The sequence below is a fragment of the Klebsiella sp. X1-16S-Nf21 genome, from assembly GCF_002837615.1.
Classification (GTDB): Bacteria; Pseudomonadota; Gammaproteobacteria; order Enterobacterales; family Enterobacteriaceae; genus Klebsiella; species Klebsiella variicola.
On sequence record NZ_PJDK01000067.1, the window covers coordinates 14,432 to 30,086 of the forward strand.

A 15,655-nucleotide genomic window follows, 5' to 3' on the forward strand; every position below is an offset into this window, starting at 1 on the left:
CAACGTAAAGATCCCCCGCTTAGCGCCCCTCTTCGCTTCATTTTCCACCACTCATCCTCTATCCTGAGCGTTAACACACGCCATACCACTGGGTCCTGGAAGACAAATATGAAACGGACAAAAAAAATTAATCATTCGTCGTTCCGCAAAAGCTGGAGCGCACGCCATCTGACGCCGGTCGCGCTGGCCGTCACCGCGGTCTTTATGCTTGCCGGTTGTGAAAAAAGCGATGAAACGGTGTCGCTATACCAGAACGCCGATGACTGCTCCGCCGCCAATCCGGGCAAAGCAGCCGAGTGCACCACGGCTTACACCAACGCGGTAAAAGAGGCAGAACGCACCGCGCCGAAATATGCCACCCGGGAAGACTGCGTCGCCGAGTTTGGCGAAGGCCAGTGCCAGCAGACGCCAGCCCAGGCGGGCGTCGCCCCGGAAAACCAGGCGCAGGCGCAAAGCAGCGGCAGCTTCTGGATGCCGCTGATGGCCGGCTATATGATGGGCCGCCTAATGGGCGGCGGCATGGCGCAACAGCAGCCGCTGTTCAGCTCGAAAAACCCGGCCAGCCCGGCCTATGGTCAATACACCGATGCGAGCGGCAAAAGCTATGGCGCCGCCCAGCCGGGTCGCACCATGAACGTGCCGAAAACCGCGATGGCGCCGAAGCCAGCGACCACCACCACCGTTACCCGCGGTGGTTTTGGCGAGTCGGTGGCGAAGCAGTCGACTATGCAGCGTAGCGCCGCAGGCTCAACGTCCTCTTCTCGCTCGATGGGCGGCTAACTCACATGGAAAGAGTCAGTATTACCGAGCGCCCGGACTGGCGTGAGAAAGCGACCGAGTACGGTTTCAACTTCCACACCATGTACGGTGAGCCCTACTGGAGCGAAGAGGCGTATTACAAGCTGACCCTCGCGCAGGTGGAAAAACTGGAGGAAGTCACCGCCGAGCTGCATCAAATGTGCCTCCAGGTGGTGGAGAAAGTGATCGCCAGCGATGAGCTGATGACTAAATTCCGCATCCCTAAACACACCTGGGGCTTTGTGCGCCAGTCGTGGAAAACCAACCAGCCGTCGCTCTACTCGCGTCTCGACCTGGCATGGGATGGCGTCGGCGAGCCGAAGCTGCTGGAGAACAATGCCGACACCCCGACCTCGCTGTATGAAGCGGCCTTCTTCCAGTGGATCTGGTTGGAAGACCAGCTCAACGCCGGCAAGCTGCCGGCGGGCAGCGACCAGTTCAATAGTTTGCAGGAAAAGCTCATCGATCGCTTCGGCGAGCTGCGCGAGCAGTTTGGCTTCCAGCTGCTGCATATGGCCTGCTGCCGCGATACCGTTGAAGATCGCGGCACCGTGCAGTATCTGCAGGACTGCGCCGCGGAAGCAGGCCTGGCGACGGAATTCCTCTATATCGAAGATATCGGTCTGGGCGAAAAAGGTCAGTTTACCGATCTGCAGGATCAGGTGATTGGTAACCTGTTCAAGCTCTATCCGTGGGAGTTTATGCTGCGGGAGATGTTCTCCACCAAGCTGGAAGACGCCGGCGTGCGCTGGCTGGAGCCCGCGTGGAAAAGCATTATCTCCAACAAAGCGTTGCTGCCGATGCTGTGGGAAATGTTCCCCAATCACCCGAATCTGCTGGCGGCCTACTTCAGCGAAGATGCCCACCCGGAGATGGAGAAGTTCGTCATTAAGCCGATCTTCTCTCGTGAAGGGGCCAACGTCTCCATTGTTGAGCAGGGCAAGGTCGTGGAGTCGGTGGAAGGTCCGTACGGGGAAGAAGGAACCATCGTGCAGGAGTTTTACCCCCTGCCGAAGTTTGGTGACAGCTACACGCTGATTGGCAGCTGGCTCATCAACGATCAGCCCGCCGGGATCGGCATTCGCGAAGATCGGGCGCTGATCACTCAGGATCTGTCGCGCTTCTATCCGCACATTTTCGTCGAATAATGTCGCGCTCCGGCGACGATATCGCCGGAGCGCACTATCATCAGGCGCCAACCACCACCGACAGCATACTCAGCGAGCCCATCTCGATGCCATCGACCGGGATCGTAATCGCTTCAACACCATCCCACGCCCCCAGGATATATAGCAGCGGCAGGAAATGCTCCGCCGTTGGGTTGGAGAGCGAGCCTCCTTCGTGTGCCAGGTAGTTAACCAGCGGGTGCTGCTCGTCCGGCCCCTGCCATTGCAGATTCGCCTTCACGTAGTTATTGAAGGACTCTGCCCATGGGTATGGCGTGTTCTCGCCGTGCCAGCGGGCGGTGCGCAGGTTATGCACCACGTTGCCGCTGGCCACCAGCATAATGCCTTCATCACGCAGCGAGGCCAGTTTCCGCCCCATTTCGAGATGCCAGGCCGGCGGTTTGGTGCTGTCGATGCTCAACTGAACCATCGGGATATCCGCCTGCGGATACATTTTAATCAGCACGCCCCACGAGCCATGGTCAAATCCCCAGGCTTCTTTGTCGAGAGTGACCGGCACAGGCGAGAGCAGCTCCACCAGTCGTTGCGCCAGCGCCGGAGAGCCCGGCGCCGGATAATGGGTGTCATACAGCGCCTGTGGGAAACCGCCGAAGTCGTGAATGGTCTTCGGGGCCTCCATCGCCGTCACGCCCGTACCGCGCGTGAACCAGTGCGCAGAGACCACCACAATCGCCTTCGGACGCGGCAGGGTTTCGCCCAGGTGAGCCCAGGCGCGAGTATAAATGTTGTCTTCCAGCACGTTCATTGGGCTGCCATGGCCGAGAAACAACGCGGGCATTCGGGTAGGGGACATGATGATATCCTTAGGGTGTCAATGTGATGTGCTCACATTACGCGCTTTTGCGCCAGGATAAACTCAGATAACCATGATGATGATCGTCAGAAAATTTGAATGTAAGTCGCGGTAAAGGGACGTGTCCCGTACGCGCATCCTCAGGCAATATACTCATATGCACTTATTTTCACAGGGAGAGTAGCGATGTCATCACCCTTAATATTGACGCTGCTAGCCGGTAGCGCAACCTTTATTGGCGCCATATTCGGCGTGATTGGTCAGAAACCCTCTAACCGTCTGCTTGGCTTCTCCCTCGGCTTTGCCGCCGGGATCATGCTGTTGATTTCATTGATGGAAATGCTGCCTGCCGCGCTGACCGCCGAAGGCATGTCGCCGCTGCTCGGTTACGGGATGTTTGTCATCGGCCTGCTGGGCTATTTCGGCCTTGACCGCCTCCTGCCGCACGCCCACCCGCAGGATCTGATGACCCCCGCCACGCCGCGTCCACGTAATTTACGTCGCACCGCTATTCTGCTGACGTTAGGTATCAGCCTGCATAACTTCCCGGAAGGGATCGCCACCTATGTCACGGCCAGCAACAACCTGGAACTCGGCATGGGCGTGGCCCTCGCCGTTGCCCTGCACAATATTCCTGAAGGACTGGCCGTTGCCGGGCCAGTGTATGCCGCCACCGGGTCGCGCAGCAAGGCGGTACTCTGGGCCGGGCTTTCCGGCATGGCGGAAATTTTGGGCGGCGTGCTGGCGTGGCTGATTCTGGGGAGTCTGGTCTCACCGCTGGTGATGGGAGCGATCATGGCCGCTGTGGCCGGGATTATGGTGGCACTGTCCGTCGATGAACTGATGCCGCTGGCGAAAGAGATCGATCCGCAAAGCAACCCAAGCTATGGCGTTTTGTGCGGGATGTCGGTCATGGGGCTGAGTCTGGTGGTACTCCAGACGATGGGCATCGGTTAAAGCGCAGAAACAACACAGCCCACTAAGAAGTGGGCTGTGGTCGGGCGTAGCGAACCGCTATTTAGCTGGCTTTACGCTCATGTTCGCGACGATAGGCCACCAGATCTTCAATCGTGACTACCGCCATATTGTGTTGCTGAGCGAACTTGATGCACTCCGGCGCGCGCGCCATGGTGCCATCGTCGTTGGTCAGCTCGCACAGCACGCCTGCGGGTTTAAAGCCAGCCAAGGTCACGAGGTCGATAGTGGCTTCAGTGTGGCCGCCGCGGGTCAGTACGCCACCCGGCTGCGCACGCAGCGGGAAAACGTGGCCAGGACGGTTGAGATCGGAAGGTTTCGCGCCGTCGGCAATGGCCGCGCGGACGGTGGTCACGCGGTCGGCAGCGGAGACGCCGGTGGTCACACCTTCGGCCGCTTCGATGGTCACGGTAAAGCCGGTGCCGTAGGCGCTGGTGTTGTTCTCAACCATCATCGGCAGATCCAGCTGTTTGCGGCGATCTTCGGTCAGGCACAGGCACACAATGCCGCTGCCGTGACGAATGGTCAGCGCCATCTGCTCAACGGTCATGGTTTCGGCGGCGAAGATCATATCGCCTTCGTTTTCACGGTCTTCATCATCAAGCACCATCACGCCGCGGCCTTCACGCAGGGCGTCCAAAGCGTGTTCCACACGTTCAAAAGCGGTACCAAAAGAAGAAAGGAGCGTCTGATTCATGGTAAAAAAACCTCATTAAAATTATGGTTACCAGAATCAGGGCAGTCTTAGGAGCGCCGGTTTAGCGGCAAAAGTCAACGCGAGCGGGCCTGGGCCCGACTGTGCCGTTACTCTCTCCCATCCGGACTTTAACCGTCGGCCCCGGAATTACACCGGATCTGCTGACCTTCCCGTAGTCACGGGAAGCGCTCGCGGGCTTTCAACGCAATGGTTGATTTACCGCCGGTGGGGAATTTCGCCCCGCCCTGAGAATAAGCGAGATAACTATAACGCTATTGACTATCCTCGGCAATGCATAAGCTTCAAACATTTCTGGTTTATAGGCGGCCTGGTTCGCACTACAATGATCAATCATCCGACCCGAGCAGGAAACCACCATGATTGACCCGAAAAAAATTGAACAAATCGCCCGCCAGGTCCATGAGTCGATGCCAAAAGGACTTCGCGATCTGGGTGAGGATGTTGAGAAGAAAATCCGCCAGGCGCTGCAGTCGCAGCTGACCCGCCTGGATCTGGTCAGCCGCGAAGAGTTTGACGTACAGACTCAGGTTTTGCTGCGGACCCGCGAAAAACTGGCGCTGCTGGAGCAGCGTCTGAATGACCTCGAAAACCGCCAGGCAGCGACGCCTGGCAGCGAAGAGCAGCCGTAAAAAACGGGCCCTCAGGGGCCCGTTTTGCGTTTGGCTTAGTGGGCGGCTTCCGCCGGGCTGTTTACCTGACGACAGTAAAGTTCATAACGCTGGCAAAACCATTCACGATGCTCTTCATCCATATTGCCGACAATAGCCTGAAGATCAACTGGCTGGCCTTGCGCGTGCATTCTGGCGAAACTCCGCGCCAAAAAATCAAAATTCTTCATTGAATACATATCGTTATGGTTCATGCGCATACTCCTTCAGCGGTGGATGTTCTGATCAGTCATATGCCTTTTACTCACTTCAGTATTTACGCTTACCTTAACGCTATTTGTACGAAAAATGCGCTTAACATGATTATTTATTGCGCTAAATCATTTTCCACATGATTAAATAAAAACGGCCCGCGATATCTCCATCGCGGGCCGTGATGCTTCACCGTACAAGCCGGTGAATAGCGAAAAGCTTATTTATCGCTATCTTTTTGTATTTTCTTAATAATATTGGTGGTCGAGCAGCCATCTTCAAAGTTGAGCACCAGCACTTCGCCGCCGTTAGCCCAGACCTCTTCGCTGCCGGCGATCTGTTCCGGCTTATAATCGCCGCCTTTGACCAGCAGGTCCGGCAGGATACCGGCAATCAGCCGCTGCGGGGTGTCTTCCTCGAAGGAGACCACCCAGTCGACGGCCTCCAGCGCCCCCAGCACGATCATCCGCTGCTCCAGCGGGTTCACCGGGCGGGTTTCGCCTTTCAGACGTTTGGTTGAGGCATCGCTGTTGACCGCCACGATCAGACGGTCGCCCAGCTTGCGCGCATTCGCCAGATAGGAGACATGGCCGGCATGCAGAATATCGAAGACCCCGTTGGTCATCACCACTTTCTCACCGCGCTTGCGCGCTGCCGCAACCGCCTGTTTGAGTTCCTCTTCGCTCATCACGCCAAAGCCGGTCTCAGCCCGGCCGCGGACCGCGTTTTCCAGCTCGACAGGAGAAACGGTGGAGGTTCCCAGCTTACCGACCACCACGCCCGCCGCGGCGTTGGCGAAATAGCAGGCCTCTTCCAGGGTGTTGCCGGAGGCCAGGGTCGCCGCCAGCACGCCAATCACCGTGTCGCCGGCGCCGGTGACATCGTACACTTCCTGGGCCTGGGTCGGCATATGCAGCGGCGGACGCCCCGGCTGCAGCAGCGTCATCCCCTGCTCAGAACGCGTCACCAGCAGCGCTGACAGTTCAAATTCGGCGATGAGCTTCATGCCGCGTTCAACGATCTCCGCTTCATCCTGACACTTGCCCACCACCGCTTCAAACTCAGAGAGGTTCGGGGTGAGCAGCGTCGCGCCGCGGTAGCGTTCGAAATCGGTGCCTTTCGGATCGATCAGCACCGGCACGCCCGCTTCACGGGCGAGCTTGATCATCGTCTGGACGCTGGTCAGCGCCCCTTTGGCGTAGTCCGAGAGGACCAGTGCGCCAATGGCTCCCAGCGCCTGCTGAATGCGCTCATGCATCGGCTGCGGATCCACGCCGGAGAAGCCCTCTTCAAAGTCGAGGCGGATCAGCTGCTGATTGCGCGACAGCACCCGCAGCTTGGTGATGGTCGGGTGAGTCGGGACGGAGACGAAGTCGCACTTCACATTCACATTGGCCAGCGCCTGGCTCAGCGCGCGGGCAGCGTCATCAATCCCGGTCAATCCCACCAGGCGCGACGTTGCCCCCAGGGAGGCGATGTTCATCGCTACGTTTGCCGCGCCGCCAGGACGTTCTTCGATATTTTCCACCTTCACCACCGGCACCGGGGCTTCCGGGGAAATACGACTGGTGGGGCCGTACCAGTAGCGGTCCAGCATCACATCACCCACCACCAACACTCCTGCACGTTCAAACTCCGGCAGCGTTACTTTCATGACTCTCTCCTGCGAGACGCAAACTTTGCGCGCGATAATAGCACACCCGATTTTATAGTTAAGCCATCAGCCACTTCTGCCAGCTGGCGCTGACCTGCTCACGCTCCCGGCTGAAGGCCTCTGGCGCCACGTGTCCCGGCTGCTCCTGCAGGGCCAGGTGATGGAGCGCATCACGCAAGGTGGTGTACGCATGCGTTAAGGCGCGCGCCTCCTCCTCGTCCATGATGTCGTTCTGCGCCAGCAGCTCAAGAATACGCACGTTGTCAGACCAGCGGGTCAACTTCGGCTTGTCACTGGCATAGCGTAGGACCAGATACTGAGTAATAAATTCAATATCGGTGATCCCGCCGGCATCGGCTTTGATATCAAAACGATCGGGATGTTTGTTGCCAAGGTGGGCGCGCATCTTCTCGCGCATCTCGCGAACCTCGGTCTGCAGGGTCATCCCCTCCCGCGGGGTGGTCAGGATATCGCGACGAATGGCGTCAAAGCGCGCCTGCAGCGCCGGGTCGCCATAGACCACGCGGGCGCGCACCAGCGCCTGATGTTCCCACGTCCAGGCTTCGTTCTGCTGATAGTCAGCAAACGCGTCGGCGGTGGTGACCAGCATCCCCGCCGCGCCAGAAGGACGCAGCCGGGCGTCCACTTCGTAGAGAATACCGGACGAGGTGCGGGTGCTGAACAGGTGCATGATCCGCTGGGCCAGCCGCAGGTAGAACTGACGGCCGTCAATCTCCCGCTCGCCGTCGGTCATCACCTCCGCCGGGCAGTCATGGAGGAACACCAGATCGAGATCGGAGCTGTAGCCCAGCTCCCAGCCGCCGAGCTTACCGTAGCCGACAACGGCGAAGCCGCGACCCTGGCGATCGTGCAGGTGGGTCGGCTGACCGTAGCGAGCGACCATCTGCCCCCATGCCTGCTGCACCACCGCGTCGAGGATCGCTTCGGCAAGCCAGGTTAAGTGATCGCTGACCTTCATCACCGGCAGGGTACCAGCGATATCCGCCGCCGCGATATGCAGCTGCTGCGCCTGCTTAAACTGGCGCAACGCCTCCAGCTGCTGCTCTTCATCCTCTTCCGGCACGCGCAGCAGGTACTGGCGCAGCTCGTCGCGATAGGCATCGGTCGCCGTCGGCTGATAGAGGGTGTTGGGATCCAGCAGCTCATCCAGCAGCAGCGGGTGGCGCGCCAGCTGGCTGGCGACCATCGGCGACGCCGCGCAGAGCGTGATCAGGTGCTTCAGCGCGCCGGGGAATTCGCTCAGCAGCTCAAGATAGGTGGTACGGGTGACGATCCCGGTCAACAGCGGCGTGATCCGCGCCAGAGGCAGCGGCGCATCGGCACGCGAGCAGATTTCGCTCAGCAGATGCGGCATCAGCTGATCCAGCACCTGGCGGCCGCGCGGGCCGATGGTGCGCCGATCCAGCTCTTTACGAAAATCGGCAATCAGCGCCAGCACGCTACGGCGGTCGGTATCGTTTAAATGCGCCAGCGCCGGGCTGGCGTCATCTTCTTCCAGCGCATCCTGCCACAGCTCGCGCCAGTACTCGGCCAGTTGCTCATCCGGGGACTGATCCTCATCATCGCCGATCAGTTCATTAAACACTCGCCGCACGTTGGCCATCTGGCTCGCCAGCTGCGCGCTCAGCGTCTCCCAGTCTTCGGTATGCATCCCCCACGCCAGCCTGGCGCGGTTAAGTTCATCCTGCGGCAGGGTCTGGGTCTGTTCATCGTTGATGCTTTGCAGCAGGTTTTCCAGCCGGCGCAGGAACAGATAGGCCTCGCGCAGCAGCGCCGCGTCGCCTTCCGGCAGCAGATGTAGCTCATCAATCGCCGCCAGCGTCGGCAGCAGGGCGCGCTGCTGCAGTGCAGGTTCGCGACCACCGCGGATCAGCTGAAAGACCTGAACGATAAACTCAATTTCACGGATCCCGCCGGCGCCGAGCTTGATGTTGTCTTTCAGCCCGCGACGCCGCACTTCGCGGGCGATCATGCCTTTCATGTTACGCAGCGACTGGATCACGCTGAAGTCGATATAACGGCGGAAGACGAAAGGACGGAGCATCGCGCGCAACTCGCTGGCGTACACGCCGTCGTTATCGCCCATGATCCGCGCTTTCACCATCGCATAGCGTTCCCAGTCCCGACCCTGCTCCTGGTAATAATCCTCCAGTGCCGCAAAGCTGAGTACCAGCGGCCCACTGTCGCCAAACGGCCGCAGGCGCATGTCAACCCGATAGACAAAGCCGTCCTGCGTCGGCTGGTCAAGGGCCTTGATCAGCCGCTGCCCCAGACGGGTAAAGAACTGGGCGTTATCCAGCTCGCGGCGGCCGCCGCGGGTGGCGCCATGCTCAGGCCAGGCAAAGATCAGATCGATATCGGAAGAGAAGTTCAGCTCGCCGCCGCCCAGCTTTCCCATCCCGAGGATCAGCAGCGGCTGCGGCTGGCCCTCGGCATTGCATGGCGTTCCCCACTCCTTACAGCAGGCGGCGTAGAGCCAGTCGCGGGCGGCGACAATCAGGGTCTCCGCCAGGGCGCTCAGCTGCTGCAGGGTCTCTTCTTCGCTCACCAGCGACAGCGCCTGCGCCCAGGCGATGCGGACCATCATCTGGCGGCGGAAGAGACGCAGCTCTCGCATCAACCCCGCTTCGTCAGTGACGGCCTGCAGGCGATCCTGCAGCCAGGCCTCGTAATGCCGCCACTCTTCCGCCTCCGGCGAGGAGTCCGCAAGCTCATTCAGCCAGCCCGGCTGGGCGATCACACTCTGTTCGACAAAATCGCTGAACGCCATGACCGACCTGGCCTGTGGGCTCAGTTCTGCAATGGGAAAATCCGCTGGCAGACGGTCAGCGACCGTCTGCCAGTGCTGCTGTAATTGCGGAGAAAGCGGCATCATAAGGGCTCCCTGGCCTGAAATTATCGTTTTCCACTATGCAGCCAGAACGGCTCGGCAGCCAGCGCCTGGCGACGGAAATATTCAAAGACGCTGCGATCGTCATGTGCTATTGCACGGTGAAGCTCCTGCCAGTTCTCCAGCCACGGCGCGACGGCGTCGCCATAGGCGCCCGCCAGCAGCTGGACGCTGTCGATGTCGCGGGACAGCTTCGGCAACTGGTCGGCGGCATCTTCAACCGCCAGATGCTGCACGGCGCTGCGCAGCTCGGCCGCCACCCGCGAGAGGTTAATATCGGCAAACCGTTTGAACGATCCGGCTATTTTTTTCTCTCCTGCCTCGTTGAGGAACGGACGCCAGCCGCGCTGGACCAGCCATTCGGTCAGGGCCAGTTTGGCGCCGACGACCTCGGTGCGGAATAACGCCTCGTCGGCGGTGTCCGCGGCCAGCAGAACGGCTTCAGCGTCGTTCAGCAACGCGCGGAGCTGGGTGGTCGCCTTACGCGGCACGATGCCGCCGAACAGCACGAGGGTATGGCGCACGCGGGCTAACGCCAGCAGGATTTCCGCTTTGGCTTTCGCATTGCCGCGCAGCCATACTTCGTCGTGATACAGCCAGTGCGCCAGGGCGCTCTCCAGCGCCGCCTCCAGCCCCTGCTCCACGCTGGCCTTCGCCGCCACCGTCAGCACCGTCAGCGAGGTGACGGGACGCTCGCCATTGCCTTGCGCCAGATGATACCCGCGCGCGGCTTTGCTCAGGCTCCCCTGACGCAGAACGCCGCTCTCCAGCAGACGGTGCGCAAGGCGCAGCAGATCGGCGGTCTCCCCGGCAAGCAGCTCCAGCTCCAGTTCGCAGATCGGCTCCTGATGTTCGCCAGCCTTCACTTCGCCGCGATCGAGGGCGATCTCAATCTCACTATTCCCTTCCTGTATCACCCAACGTTCACGAGCAAAATCAGTGCTGAACAGCGGCTGGACATGCTCCGCCAGTGCGGCCGGGAGCTCGCCTTGCGGCCAGACCTCCGCCGGCAGGCGCTCAAGTGCCAGCTCCGGTTTATCCAGTGGGATATTGTATTCCGGACGCTGGTGCAGCCCCCCTACCACCCGGCCGGCAATTTTCAGCGTCATTTCATAACGCCCCTGGTCGCCGCGGATGCGCAGCCCCATATCGTGACGACGCAGCCAGTTATCGGCGGTTTCGTAATAAATGTTCAGTAACTGGCCCGCAGGCGTATGTTTCGCCTCGAGCGCATTGAGCTGCTCGCGCAGCGTCTCTACCCCATTCTGAGCGACGATAAACTTGAGTTCGATTTCTTGAGCCATGACTGAATTCTTCCGCTTCTGTGCTGCGCCGACAAATTGCGGCGAACTTACGACGATATTTTTTGTCAGTAGATAGTATTTTGCGGCGAATCGCCATGCAACGCGCTTTTTGCCGGGCCACCTCCTGGATGATTCCGATTGTGGTGGAAAACTTTGCGTCGCTCTGGCGATGCCTCTACTATCGTTCCACTTTTTATGACCAAACGATGACCTGATGCCAAAATTACGCCTGATTACTTTTACTTTGCTCGCGCTTAGCGCCGCTACGGCGGTTCACGCAGAAGAAAAGCGCTACGTTTCCGATGAGCTGAACACCTGGGTTCGCAGCGGCCCGGGCGATAATTATCGTCTGGTCGGCACCATCAACGCCGGGGAAGAAGTGTCGGTGCTGCAAACGAACGACAGCACCAGTTACGCGCAGGTCCGCGACAGCAATGGCCGTACCGCCTGGATCCCGTTGAAAGAGCTGAGCAATGAGCCCAGCCTGCGCACCCGCGTCCCGGATCTGGAAAACCAGGTCAAAACGCTGACCGATAAGCTGAACAACATCGACGCCACCTGGAACCAGCGCACGGCGGATATGCAGAAGAAAGTCGCCGGCAGCGACAGCGCGATTAACGCGCTGAAGGACGAGAACCAGAAGTTGAAAAACGAGCTGGTGGTCGCGCAGAAGAAGGTGAATGCGGCGAATCTGCAGCTTGATGACAAACAGCGCACCATTATCATGCAGTGGTTCATGTACGGCGGCGGCGTGCTCGGCGTCGGTCTGCTGCTGGGTCTGGTGCTGCCGCATCTGGTGCCAAGCCGCAAACGTAAAGACCGGTGGATGAACTAATTCGTCTTCTCTGCCAGACTTACGTATCATCTTGCGAAAAACAGATACGGGAGAATCGGGCGTGAAGAGCTATCTGGTCGGCGGTGCGGTGCGCGATGCGCTATTAGGGCTGCCGGTCAAAGACCGAGACTGGGTGGTGGTGGGCGCCACCCCGCAACAGATGCTTGACGCGGGCTACCAACAGGTAGGCCGCGACTTTCCCGTGTTCCTCCATCCGCAAAGCCGGGAGGAGTATGCCCTGGCCCGTACCGAGCGCAAATCCGGCGCGGGCTATACCGGTTTTACCTGCTATGCCGCCCCGGACGTGACCCTCGAAGCCGATCTGCTGCGCCGCGACCTGACGGTCAACGCCCTCGCCCAGGATGCCGATGGCACGATCATCGACCCCTACGGCGGGCAAAACGATCTTCGCCTGCGCCTGCTGCGCCATGTCTCTCCCGCCTTTAGCGAAGATCCGCTGCGCGTGCTGCGTGTGGCGCGCTTTGCTGCCCGCTATGCGCATCTGGGCTTTCGCATTGCCGAAGAAACCCAGGCCCTGATGCATGCGATGGTTGAGGCCGGTGAGCTGGCGCATTTAACGCCGGAGCGGGTGTGGAAAGAGACGGAAAGCGCGTTAACCACCCGCAATCCGCAGGTCTTTTTCCAGACGCTGCGCGACTGCCAGGCTCTTAAGGTGCTGTTTCCGGAAATTGACGCGCTGTACGGCGTGCCGGCCCCGGCGAAGTGGCACCCGGAAATCGATACCGGCCTGCACACCCTGATGACCGTCACGATGGCCGCGATGCTGTCGCCGGATGTCGACGTGCGTTTCGCCACCCTGTGTCATGACCTCGGTAAAGGACTGACGCCGAAAGCGCTCTGGCCGCGTCACCACGGCCATGGCCCGGCGGGCGTCAAGCTGGTAGAACAGATCTGCGCGCGTCTGCGGGTGCCAAACGATATCCGCGATCTCGCGAAACTGGTGGCGGAGTACCATGACTTGATCCACACCCTGCCGATCCTGCAGCCGAAAACCCTCGTCAAACTCTTCGACAGCATTGACGCCTGGCGCAAACCGCAGCGCGTGCAGCAGATCGCCCTCACCAGCGAAGCCGACGTCCGCGGACGCACCGGTTTCGAGGCCAGCGATTACCCGCAAGGGCGCCTGCTTCTGGAGGCCTGGGAAGTGGCGCAGTCTGTCTCCACCAAAGAGGTCGTGGCGGCGGGCTTTAAAGGGGCGGAAATTCGCGAAGAGCTGACGCGGCGGAGAATTGCTGCGGTGGCGCAGTGGAAGGAACAGCGTTGCCCCCAGCCGCAAGGCTGAGGGCACTGGTCTTAGAAGAAGACCACGTAAACGGCTGCCGCCACGATAAAGCGGTAGATAGCGAACGGGATAAACGAGATCCGCTTGATCAGCTGCAGGAAGGTTTTAATCGCAATCAGCGCCACGATAAACGCCATCACGAAGCCGACGGCAAACATCGGCACATCGCCCATGTTCAGGAAGCCGATGCTCTTGTAGACGTCCAGCACGGTGGCGCCCATCATCATCGGTACCGCCAGCAGGAAAGAGAACTCCGACGCCGCGTAGCGGCTGACGCCCATCAGCATGCCGCCGGAGATAGTCGCCCCCGAGCGCGAGAACCCCGGCCACAGCGCCAGACACTGAAAGCAGCCGATGACAAACGCCTGACGATAGGTCATATCGTCAATCCCGACCGCGCGCGGCTGTTTCGGCTTGAGTACTTCCGCCGCAATCAGCAATACGCCGCCGACAATCAGGGCGTACATCACGTTTACCGGGTTAAATAAGGATTTAATGGTGTCGTGGAAAATCAGCCCCAGCACCACCGCGGGGATCATGCCGAGGAGGATATGGATAAGCGACAAGCGACCGCTGCCTTTGCCTTCATGCTCCGGCGGCCTGCCGAAATGGATGCCGATCAGACCGAACAAACGACGCCAGAACATCACCACTACGGCGAGTATCGAGCCTAGCTGAATAACCACTTCAAAGGTATTTGCCGTATCACCTTCAAACCCCAGCAGGTGACCAACAATAATCATATGACCGGTACTGGAAACAGGTAAAAACTCTGTCAACCCCTCAACCACACCCAATATTGCCGCCACCAGCAGCGAGTGTATATCGCTCATTCAATTAAACCCTTTAAAAAGTAAAATGAAAAAAACCAGGAACACATTATCGATCAACAGGCGCAACCCGACAGCCAGAGCGCGCGTAATCCGCAGCGTACAGGAAGTACACACGGATTCGTCCACCGTTCTGGAAGGACATCGCCAGTAAAATTGCCTGATGACCGGATGCTATGACCGGTATAAACGCAATTTGTTTAACAAGTATGACCTGAAAAGTTTTGTTTCAGATTAAGGCCACGTTCAATAATCACACCGACATTTGCCGCGCGGGCCACGGCGCCAGGTTTGCTGACTTTAATACGCACCCATGGCGACTGGAATGTTTCCAGCAGCAGGTCGGCCACTTCTTCCGCCACCCGCTCCACTAACGCGAATTTTCCCCCCTCCACATGCGCGATCACTCGCTCGCTGATATCAGCATAGCTGAGGCAGTCGCTGACATCATCGCTGGCGGCCGCCTTGCGGTTATCCCATGCAATTTCGATATCGAACACCAGCTTCTGCTCAATGGTTTGTTCCCAGTCATAAACACCAATGGTGGTGATTACCGAAAGTTGCTCTATAAATACAATATCCATCACGCCCTGCCTGCTTTTTAGCTAAACCGGATACCACTTCCGGCGAATTATGCGTATTATCCACAGATGCAGAGAATACAACGACATTTTCAAAACGGAACAGCGTTATGAGTGCAATCGCGCCTGGACTGGTACTCCTCGCCTACCTCTGCGGCTCCATTTCCAGCGCCATTCTGGTATGTCGCCTTGCTGGCCTGCCCGACCCACGCGACAGCGGCTCAGGCAACCCCGGGGCCACTAACGTACTACGAATTGGCGGAAAAGGGGCGGCCGTAGCGGTACTTATTTTTGATGTGCTGAAGGGCATGCTCCCGGTATGGGGCGCCTGGGCGCTGGGCCTTACGCCGTTCTGGCTGGGGTTAGTGGCGATTGCCGCCTGCGTGGGCCATATCTGGCCAGTCTTCTTTCATTTCCGCGGCGGTAAAGGCGTCGCCACGGCCTTCGGCGCTATCGCCCCCATCGGTCTCGATCTGACCGGGGTGATGGCCGGGACCTGGCTGCTGACCATCCTGCTCAGCGGCTACTCATCCCTTGGCGCTATCGTCAGCGCGCTTATCGCGCCTTTCTACGTCTGGTGGTTTAAACCGCAGTACACTTTTCCGGTGTCGATGCTCTCCTGCCTGATCCTCCTGCGCCATCACGACAACATTCAGCGTCTGTGGCGCCGCCAGGAGAGCAAAATCTGGACCCGGATGAAGAAGAAAAAAGCGCCAGAGCAGAAATAATCTCCCCTCCCGGCCCCGTCTGCCGGGAGGATCCCCGGGCCTGTTTGCCCATCTCACCCGCACTTTTGCTCCACGTCGTCATGATACGCGGTAATCGCCGCATCCCCCTTTTATAACAACGCGTTATCGGCAACTAAAAGCAAAAGTTCCGCCGCCTGCTGGCATCGGGGACGGGCCC

The 15,655-nt window shown here is 59.4% G+C and carries 16 protein-coding genes and 1 riboswitch; of the genes, 8 read left to right on the forward strand and 8 right to left on the reverse strand.

What is annotated here, in order from left to right:
• Positions 1 to 108: 108 nt before the first annotated feature.
• Both CW267_RS23475 and CW267_RS23480 read left to right on the forward strand, forming a co-directional pair.
• Positions 109 to 780, forward strand: a complete 672-nt coding sequence (locus tag CW267_RS23475; RefSeq protein WP_008806518.1) for a DUF1190 family protein — start codon at positions 109 to 111, stop codon at positions 778 to 780.
• Between the two features lie 5 nt (positions 781 to 785).
• Entirely contained in the window at positions 786 to 1,946 is a 1,161-nt protein-coding gene (locus CW267_RS23480; RefSeq protein WP_016161840.1) for a glutathionylspermidine synthase family protein, read from the forward strand.
• 40 nt (positions 1,947 to 1,986) lie between these two features.
• Here CW267_RS23480 and ygiD read toward each other — a convergent pair whose 3' ends face one another.
• Positions 1,987 to 2,778, reverse strand: coding sequence for a 4,5-DOPA dioxygenase extradiol (ygiD, locus tag CW267_RS23485; RefSeq protein WP_008806520.1), 792 nt, complete (start codon positions 2,776 to 2,778; stop codon positions 1,987 to 1,989).
• A 186-nt stretch (positions 2,779 to 2,964) separates the two neighbouring features.
• Between ygiD and zupT the strand changes: the two genes are divergently transcribed.
• A complete protein-coding gene (zupT, locus tag CW267_RS23490) occupies positions 2,965 to 3,735 on the forward strand; it encodes a zinc transporter ZupT (RefSeq protein WP_008806521.1) in 771 nt (256 codons plus the stop codon).
• Positions 3,736 to 3,796: 61 nt separating this feature from the next.
• Here zupT and ribB read toward each other — a convergent pair whose 3' ends face one another.
• Positions 3,797 to 4,450, reverse strand: a complete 654-nt coding sequence (gene ribB, locus CW267_RS23495) for a 3,4-dihydroxy-2-butanone-4-phosphate synthase (RefSeq protein ID WP_004174356.1) — start codon at positions 4,448 to 4,450, stop codon at positions 3,797 to 3,799.
• Between the two features lie 105 nt (positions 4,451 to 4,555).
• Positions 4,556 to 4,707: riboswitch (FMN riboswitch) on the reverse strand.
• A 120-nt stretch (positions 4,708 to 4,827) separates the two neighbouring features.
• Between ribB and ubiK the strand changes: the two genes are divergently transcribed.
• The gene (gene ubiK, locus CW267_RS23500; RefSeq protein WP_008806522.1) at positions 4,828 to 5,100 is read left to right on the forward strand and encodes a ubiquinone biosynthesis accessory factor UbiK; all 273 of its coding nucleotides are present in this window, start codon (positions 4,828 to 4,830) and stop codon (positions 5,098 to 5,100) included.
• Positions 5,101 to 5,135: 35 nt separating this feature from the next.
• Here the strand turns inward: ubiK and glgS are convergent, their stop codons facing one another.
• Complete coding sequence (glgS, locus tag CW267_RS23505) at positions 5,136 to 5,333, reverse strand: cell surface composition regulator GlgS (RefSeq protein WP_004205248.1); 198 nt, start codon at positions 5,331 to 5,333, stop codon at positions 5,136 to 5,138.
• Here glgS and CW267_RS30860 point away from each other — a divergent pair.
• Entirely contained in the window at positions 5,325 to 5,474 is a 150-nt protein-coding gene (locus CW267_RS30860; RefSeq protein WP_004144536.1) for a hypothetical protein, read from the forward strand. The genes glgS and CW267_RS30860 overlap by 9 nt on opposite strands.
• Positions 5,475 to 5,551: 77 nt before the next feature.
• Here CW267_RS30860 and hldE read toward each other — a convergent pair whose 3' ends face one another.
• The 3 genes from hldE to CW267_RS23520 are packed head-to-tail and all read right to left on the reverse strand — an operon-like array spanning position 5,552 to position 11,200.
• Entirely contained in the window at positions 5,552 to 6,985 is a 1,434-nt protein-coding gene (hldE, locus tag CW267_RS23510; protein ID WP_032736431.1) for a bifunctional D-glycero-beta-D-manno-heptose-7-phosphate kinase/D-glycero-beta-D-manno-heptose 1-phosphate adenylyltransferase HldE, read from the reverse strand.
• 58 nt (positions 6,986 to 7,043) lie between these two features.
• The gene (gene glnE / locus CW267_RS23515; RefSeq protein WP_162494466.1) at positions 7,044 to 9,881 is read right to left on the reverse strand and encodes a bifunctional [glutamate--ammonia ligase]-adenylyl-L-tyrosine phosphorylase/[glutamate--ammonia-ligase] adenylyltransferase; all 2,838 of its coding nucleotides are present in this window, start codon (positions 9,879 to 9,881) and stop codon (positions 7,044 to 7,046) included.
• A 20-nt stretch (positions 9,882 to 9,901) separates the two neighbouring features.
• Positions 9,902 to 11,200 carry an inorganic triphosphatase gene (locus CW267_RS23520; RefSeq protein ID WP_012540539.1) on the reverse strand — a complete coding sequence of 433 codons (1,299 nt, stop codon included), beginning with the start codon at positions 11,198 to 11,200 and terminating at the stop codon, positions 9,902 to 9,904.
• A gap of 214 nt (positions 11,201 to 11,414) precedes the next feature.
• On the opposite strand from CW267_RS23520, the gene CW267_RS23525 reads away from it, so the two are divergent.
• Together CW267_RS23525 and CW267_RS23530 are read left to right on the forward strand one after the other, a co-directional pair.
• Positions 11,415 to 12,035, forward strand: a complete 621-nt coding sequence (locus CW267_RS23525; protein WP_008806527.1) for a TIGR04211 family SH3 domain-containing protein — start codon at positions 11,415 to 11,417, stop codon at positions 12,033 to 12,035.
• A 61-nt stretch (positions 12,036 to 12,096) separates the two neighbouring features.
• Complete coding sequence (locus tag CW267_RS23530) at positions 12,097 to 13,338, forward strand: multifunctional CCA addition/repair protein (protein WP_008806528.1); 1,242 nt, start codon at positions 12,097 to 12,099, stop codon at positions 13,336 to 13,338.
• A gap of 11 nt (positions 13,339 to 13,349) precedes the next feature.
• Here CW267_RS23530 and bacA read toward each other — a convergent pair whose 3' ends face one another.
• Both bacA and folB read right to left on the reverse strand, forming a co-directional pair.
• Complete coding sequence (gene bacA / locus CW267_RS23535; protein ID WP_008806529.1) at positions 13,350 to 14,171, reverse strand: undecaprenyl-diphosphate phosphatase; 822 nt, start codon at positions 14,169 to 14,171, stop codon at positions 13,350 to 13,352.
• Between the two features lie 197 nt (positions 14,172 to 14,368).
• Positions 14,369 to 14,752 carry a bifunctional dihydroneopterin aldolase/7,8-dihydroneopterin epimerase gene (gene folB / locus CW267_RS23540; RefSeq protein ID WP_004150923.1) on the reverse strand — a complete coding sequence of 128 codons (384 nt, stop codon included), beginning with the start codon at positions 14,750 to 14,752 and terminating at the stop codon, positions 14,369 to 14,371.
• Between the two features lie 107 nt (positions 14,753 to 14,859).
• Between folB and plsY the strand changes: the two genes are divergently transcribed.
• A complete protein-coding gene (plsY, locus tag CW267_RS23545; RefSeq protein ID WP_008806530.1) occupies positions 14,860 to 15,477 on the forward strand; it encodes a glycerol-3-phosphate 1-O-acyltransferase PlsY in 618 nt (205 codons plus the stop codon).
• Positions 15,478 to 15,655: the final 178 nt, after the last annotated feature.

Excerpts from the sequence above, each read along its gene's own strand:
- CW267_RS23520 (WP_012540539.1), bottom strand. The coding sequence starts at position 11,200 with ATGGCTCAAGAAATCGAACTCAAGTTTATCGTCGCTCAGAATGGGGTA.
- bacA (WP_008806529.1), bottom strand. The coding sequence starts at position 14,171 with ATGAGCGATATACACTCGCTGCTGGTGGCGGCAATATTGGGTGTGGTT.
- hldE (WP_032736431.1), bottom strand. The coding sequence starts at position 6,985 with ATGAAAGTAACGCTGCCGGAGTTTGAACGTGCAGGAGTGTTGGTGGTG.
- CW267_RS30860 (WP_004144536.1), top strand. The coding sequence starts at position 5,325 with ATGGTTCATGCGCATACTCCTTCAGCGGTGGATGTTCTGATCAGTCAT.
- ribB (WP_004174356.1), bottom strand. The coding sequence starts at position 4,450 with ATGAATCAGACGCTCCTTTCTTCTTTTGGTACCGCTTTTGAACGTGTG.
- folB (WP_004150923.1), bottom strand. The coding sequence starts at position 14,752 with ATGGATATTGTATTTATAGAGCAACTTTCGGTAATCACCACCATTGGT.
- ygiD (WP_008806520.1), bottom strand. The coding sequence starts at position 2,778 with ATGTCCCCTACCCGAATGCCCGCGTTGTTTCTCGGCCATGGCAGCCCA.
- ubiK (WP_008806522.1), top strand. The coding sequence starts at position 4,828 with ATGATTGACCCGAAAAAAATTGAACAAATCGCCCGCCAGGTCCATGAG.
- glgS (WP_004205248.1), bottom strand. The coding sequence starts at position 5,333 with ATGAACCATAACGATATGTATTCAATGAAGAATTTTGATTTTTTGGCG.
- CW267_RS23480 (WP_016161840.1), top strand. The coding sequence starts at position 786 with ATGGAAAGAGTCAGTATTACCGAGCGCCCGGACTGGCGTGAGAAAGCG.
- CW267_RS23525 (WP_008806527.1), top strand. The coding sequence starts at position 11,415 with ATGCCAAAATTACGCCTGATTACTTTTACTTTGCTCGCGCTTAGCGCC.
- CW267_RS23475 (WP_008806518.1), top strand. The coding sequence starts at position 109 with ATGAAACGGACAAAAAAAATTAATCATTCGTCGTTCCGCAAAAGCTGG.
- zupT (WP_008806521.1), top strand. The coding sequence starts at position 2,965 with ATGTCATCACCCTTAATATTGACGCTGCTAGCCGGTAGCGCAACCTTT.
- plsY (WP_008806530.1), top strand. The coding sequence starts at position 14,860 with ATGAGTGCAATCGCGCCTGGACTGGTACTCCTCGCCTACCTCTGCGGC.
- glnE (WP_162494466.1), bottom strand. The coding sequence starts at position 9,881 with ATGATGCCGCTTTCTCCGCAATTACAGCAGCACTGGCAGACGGTCGCT.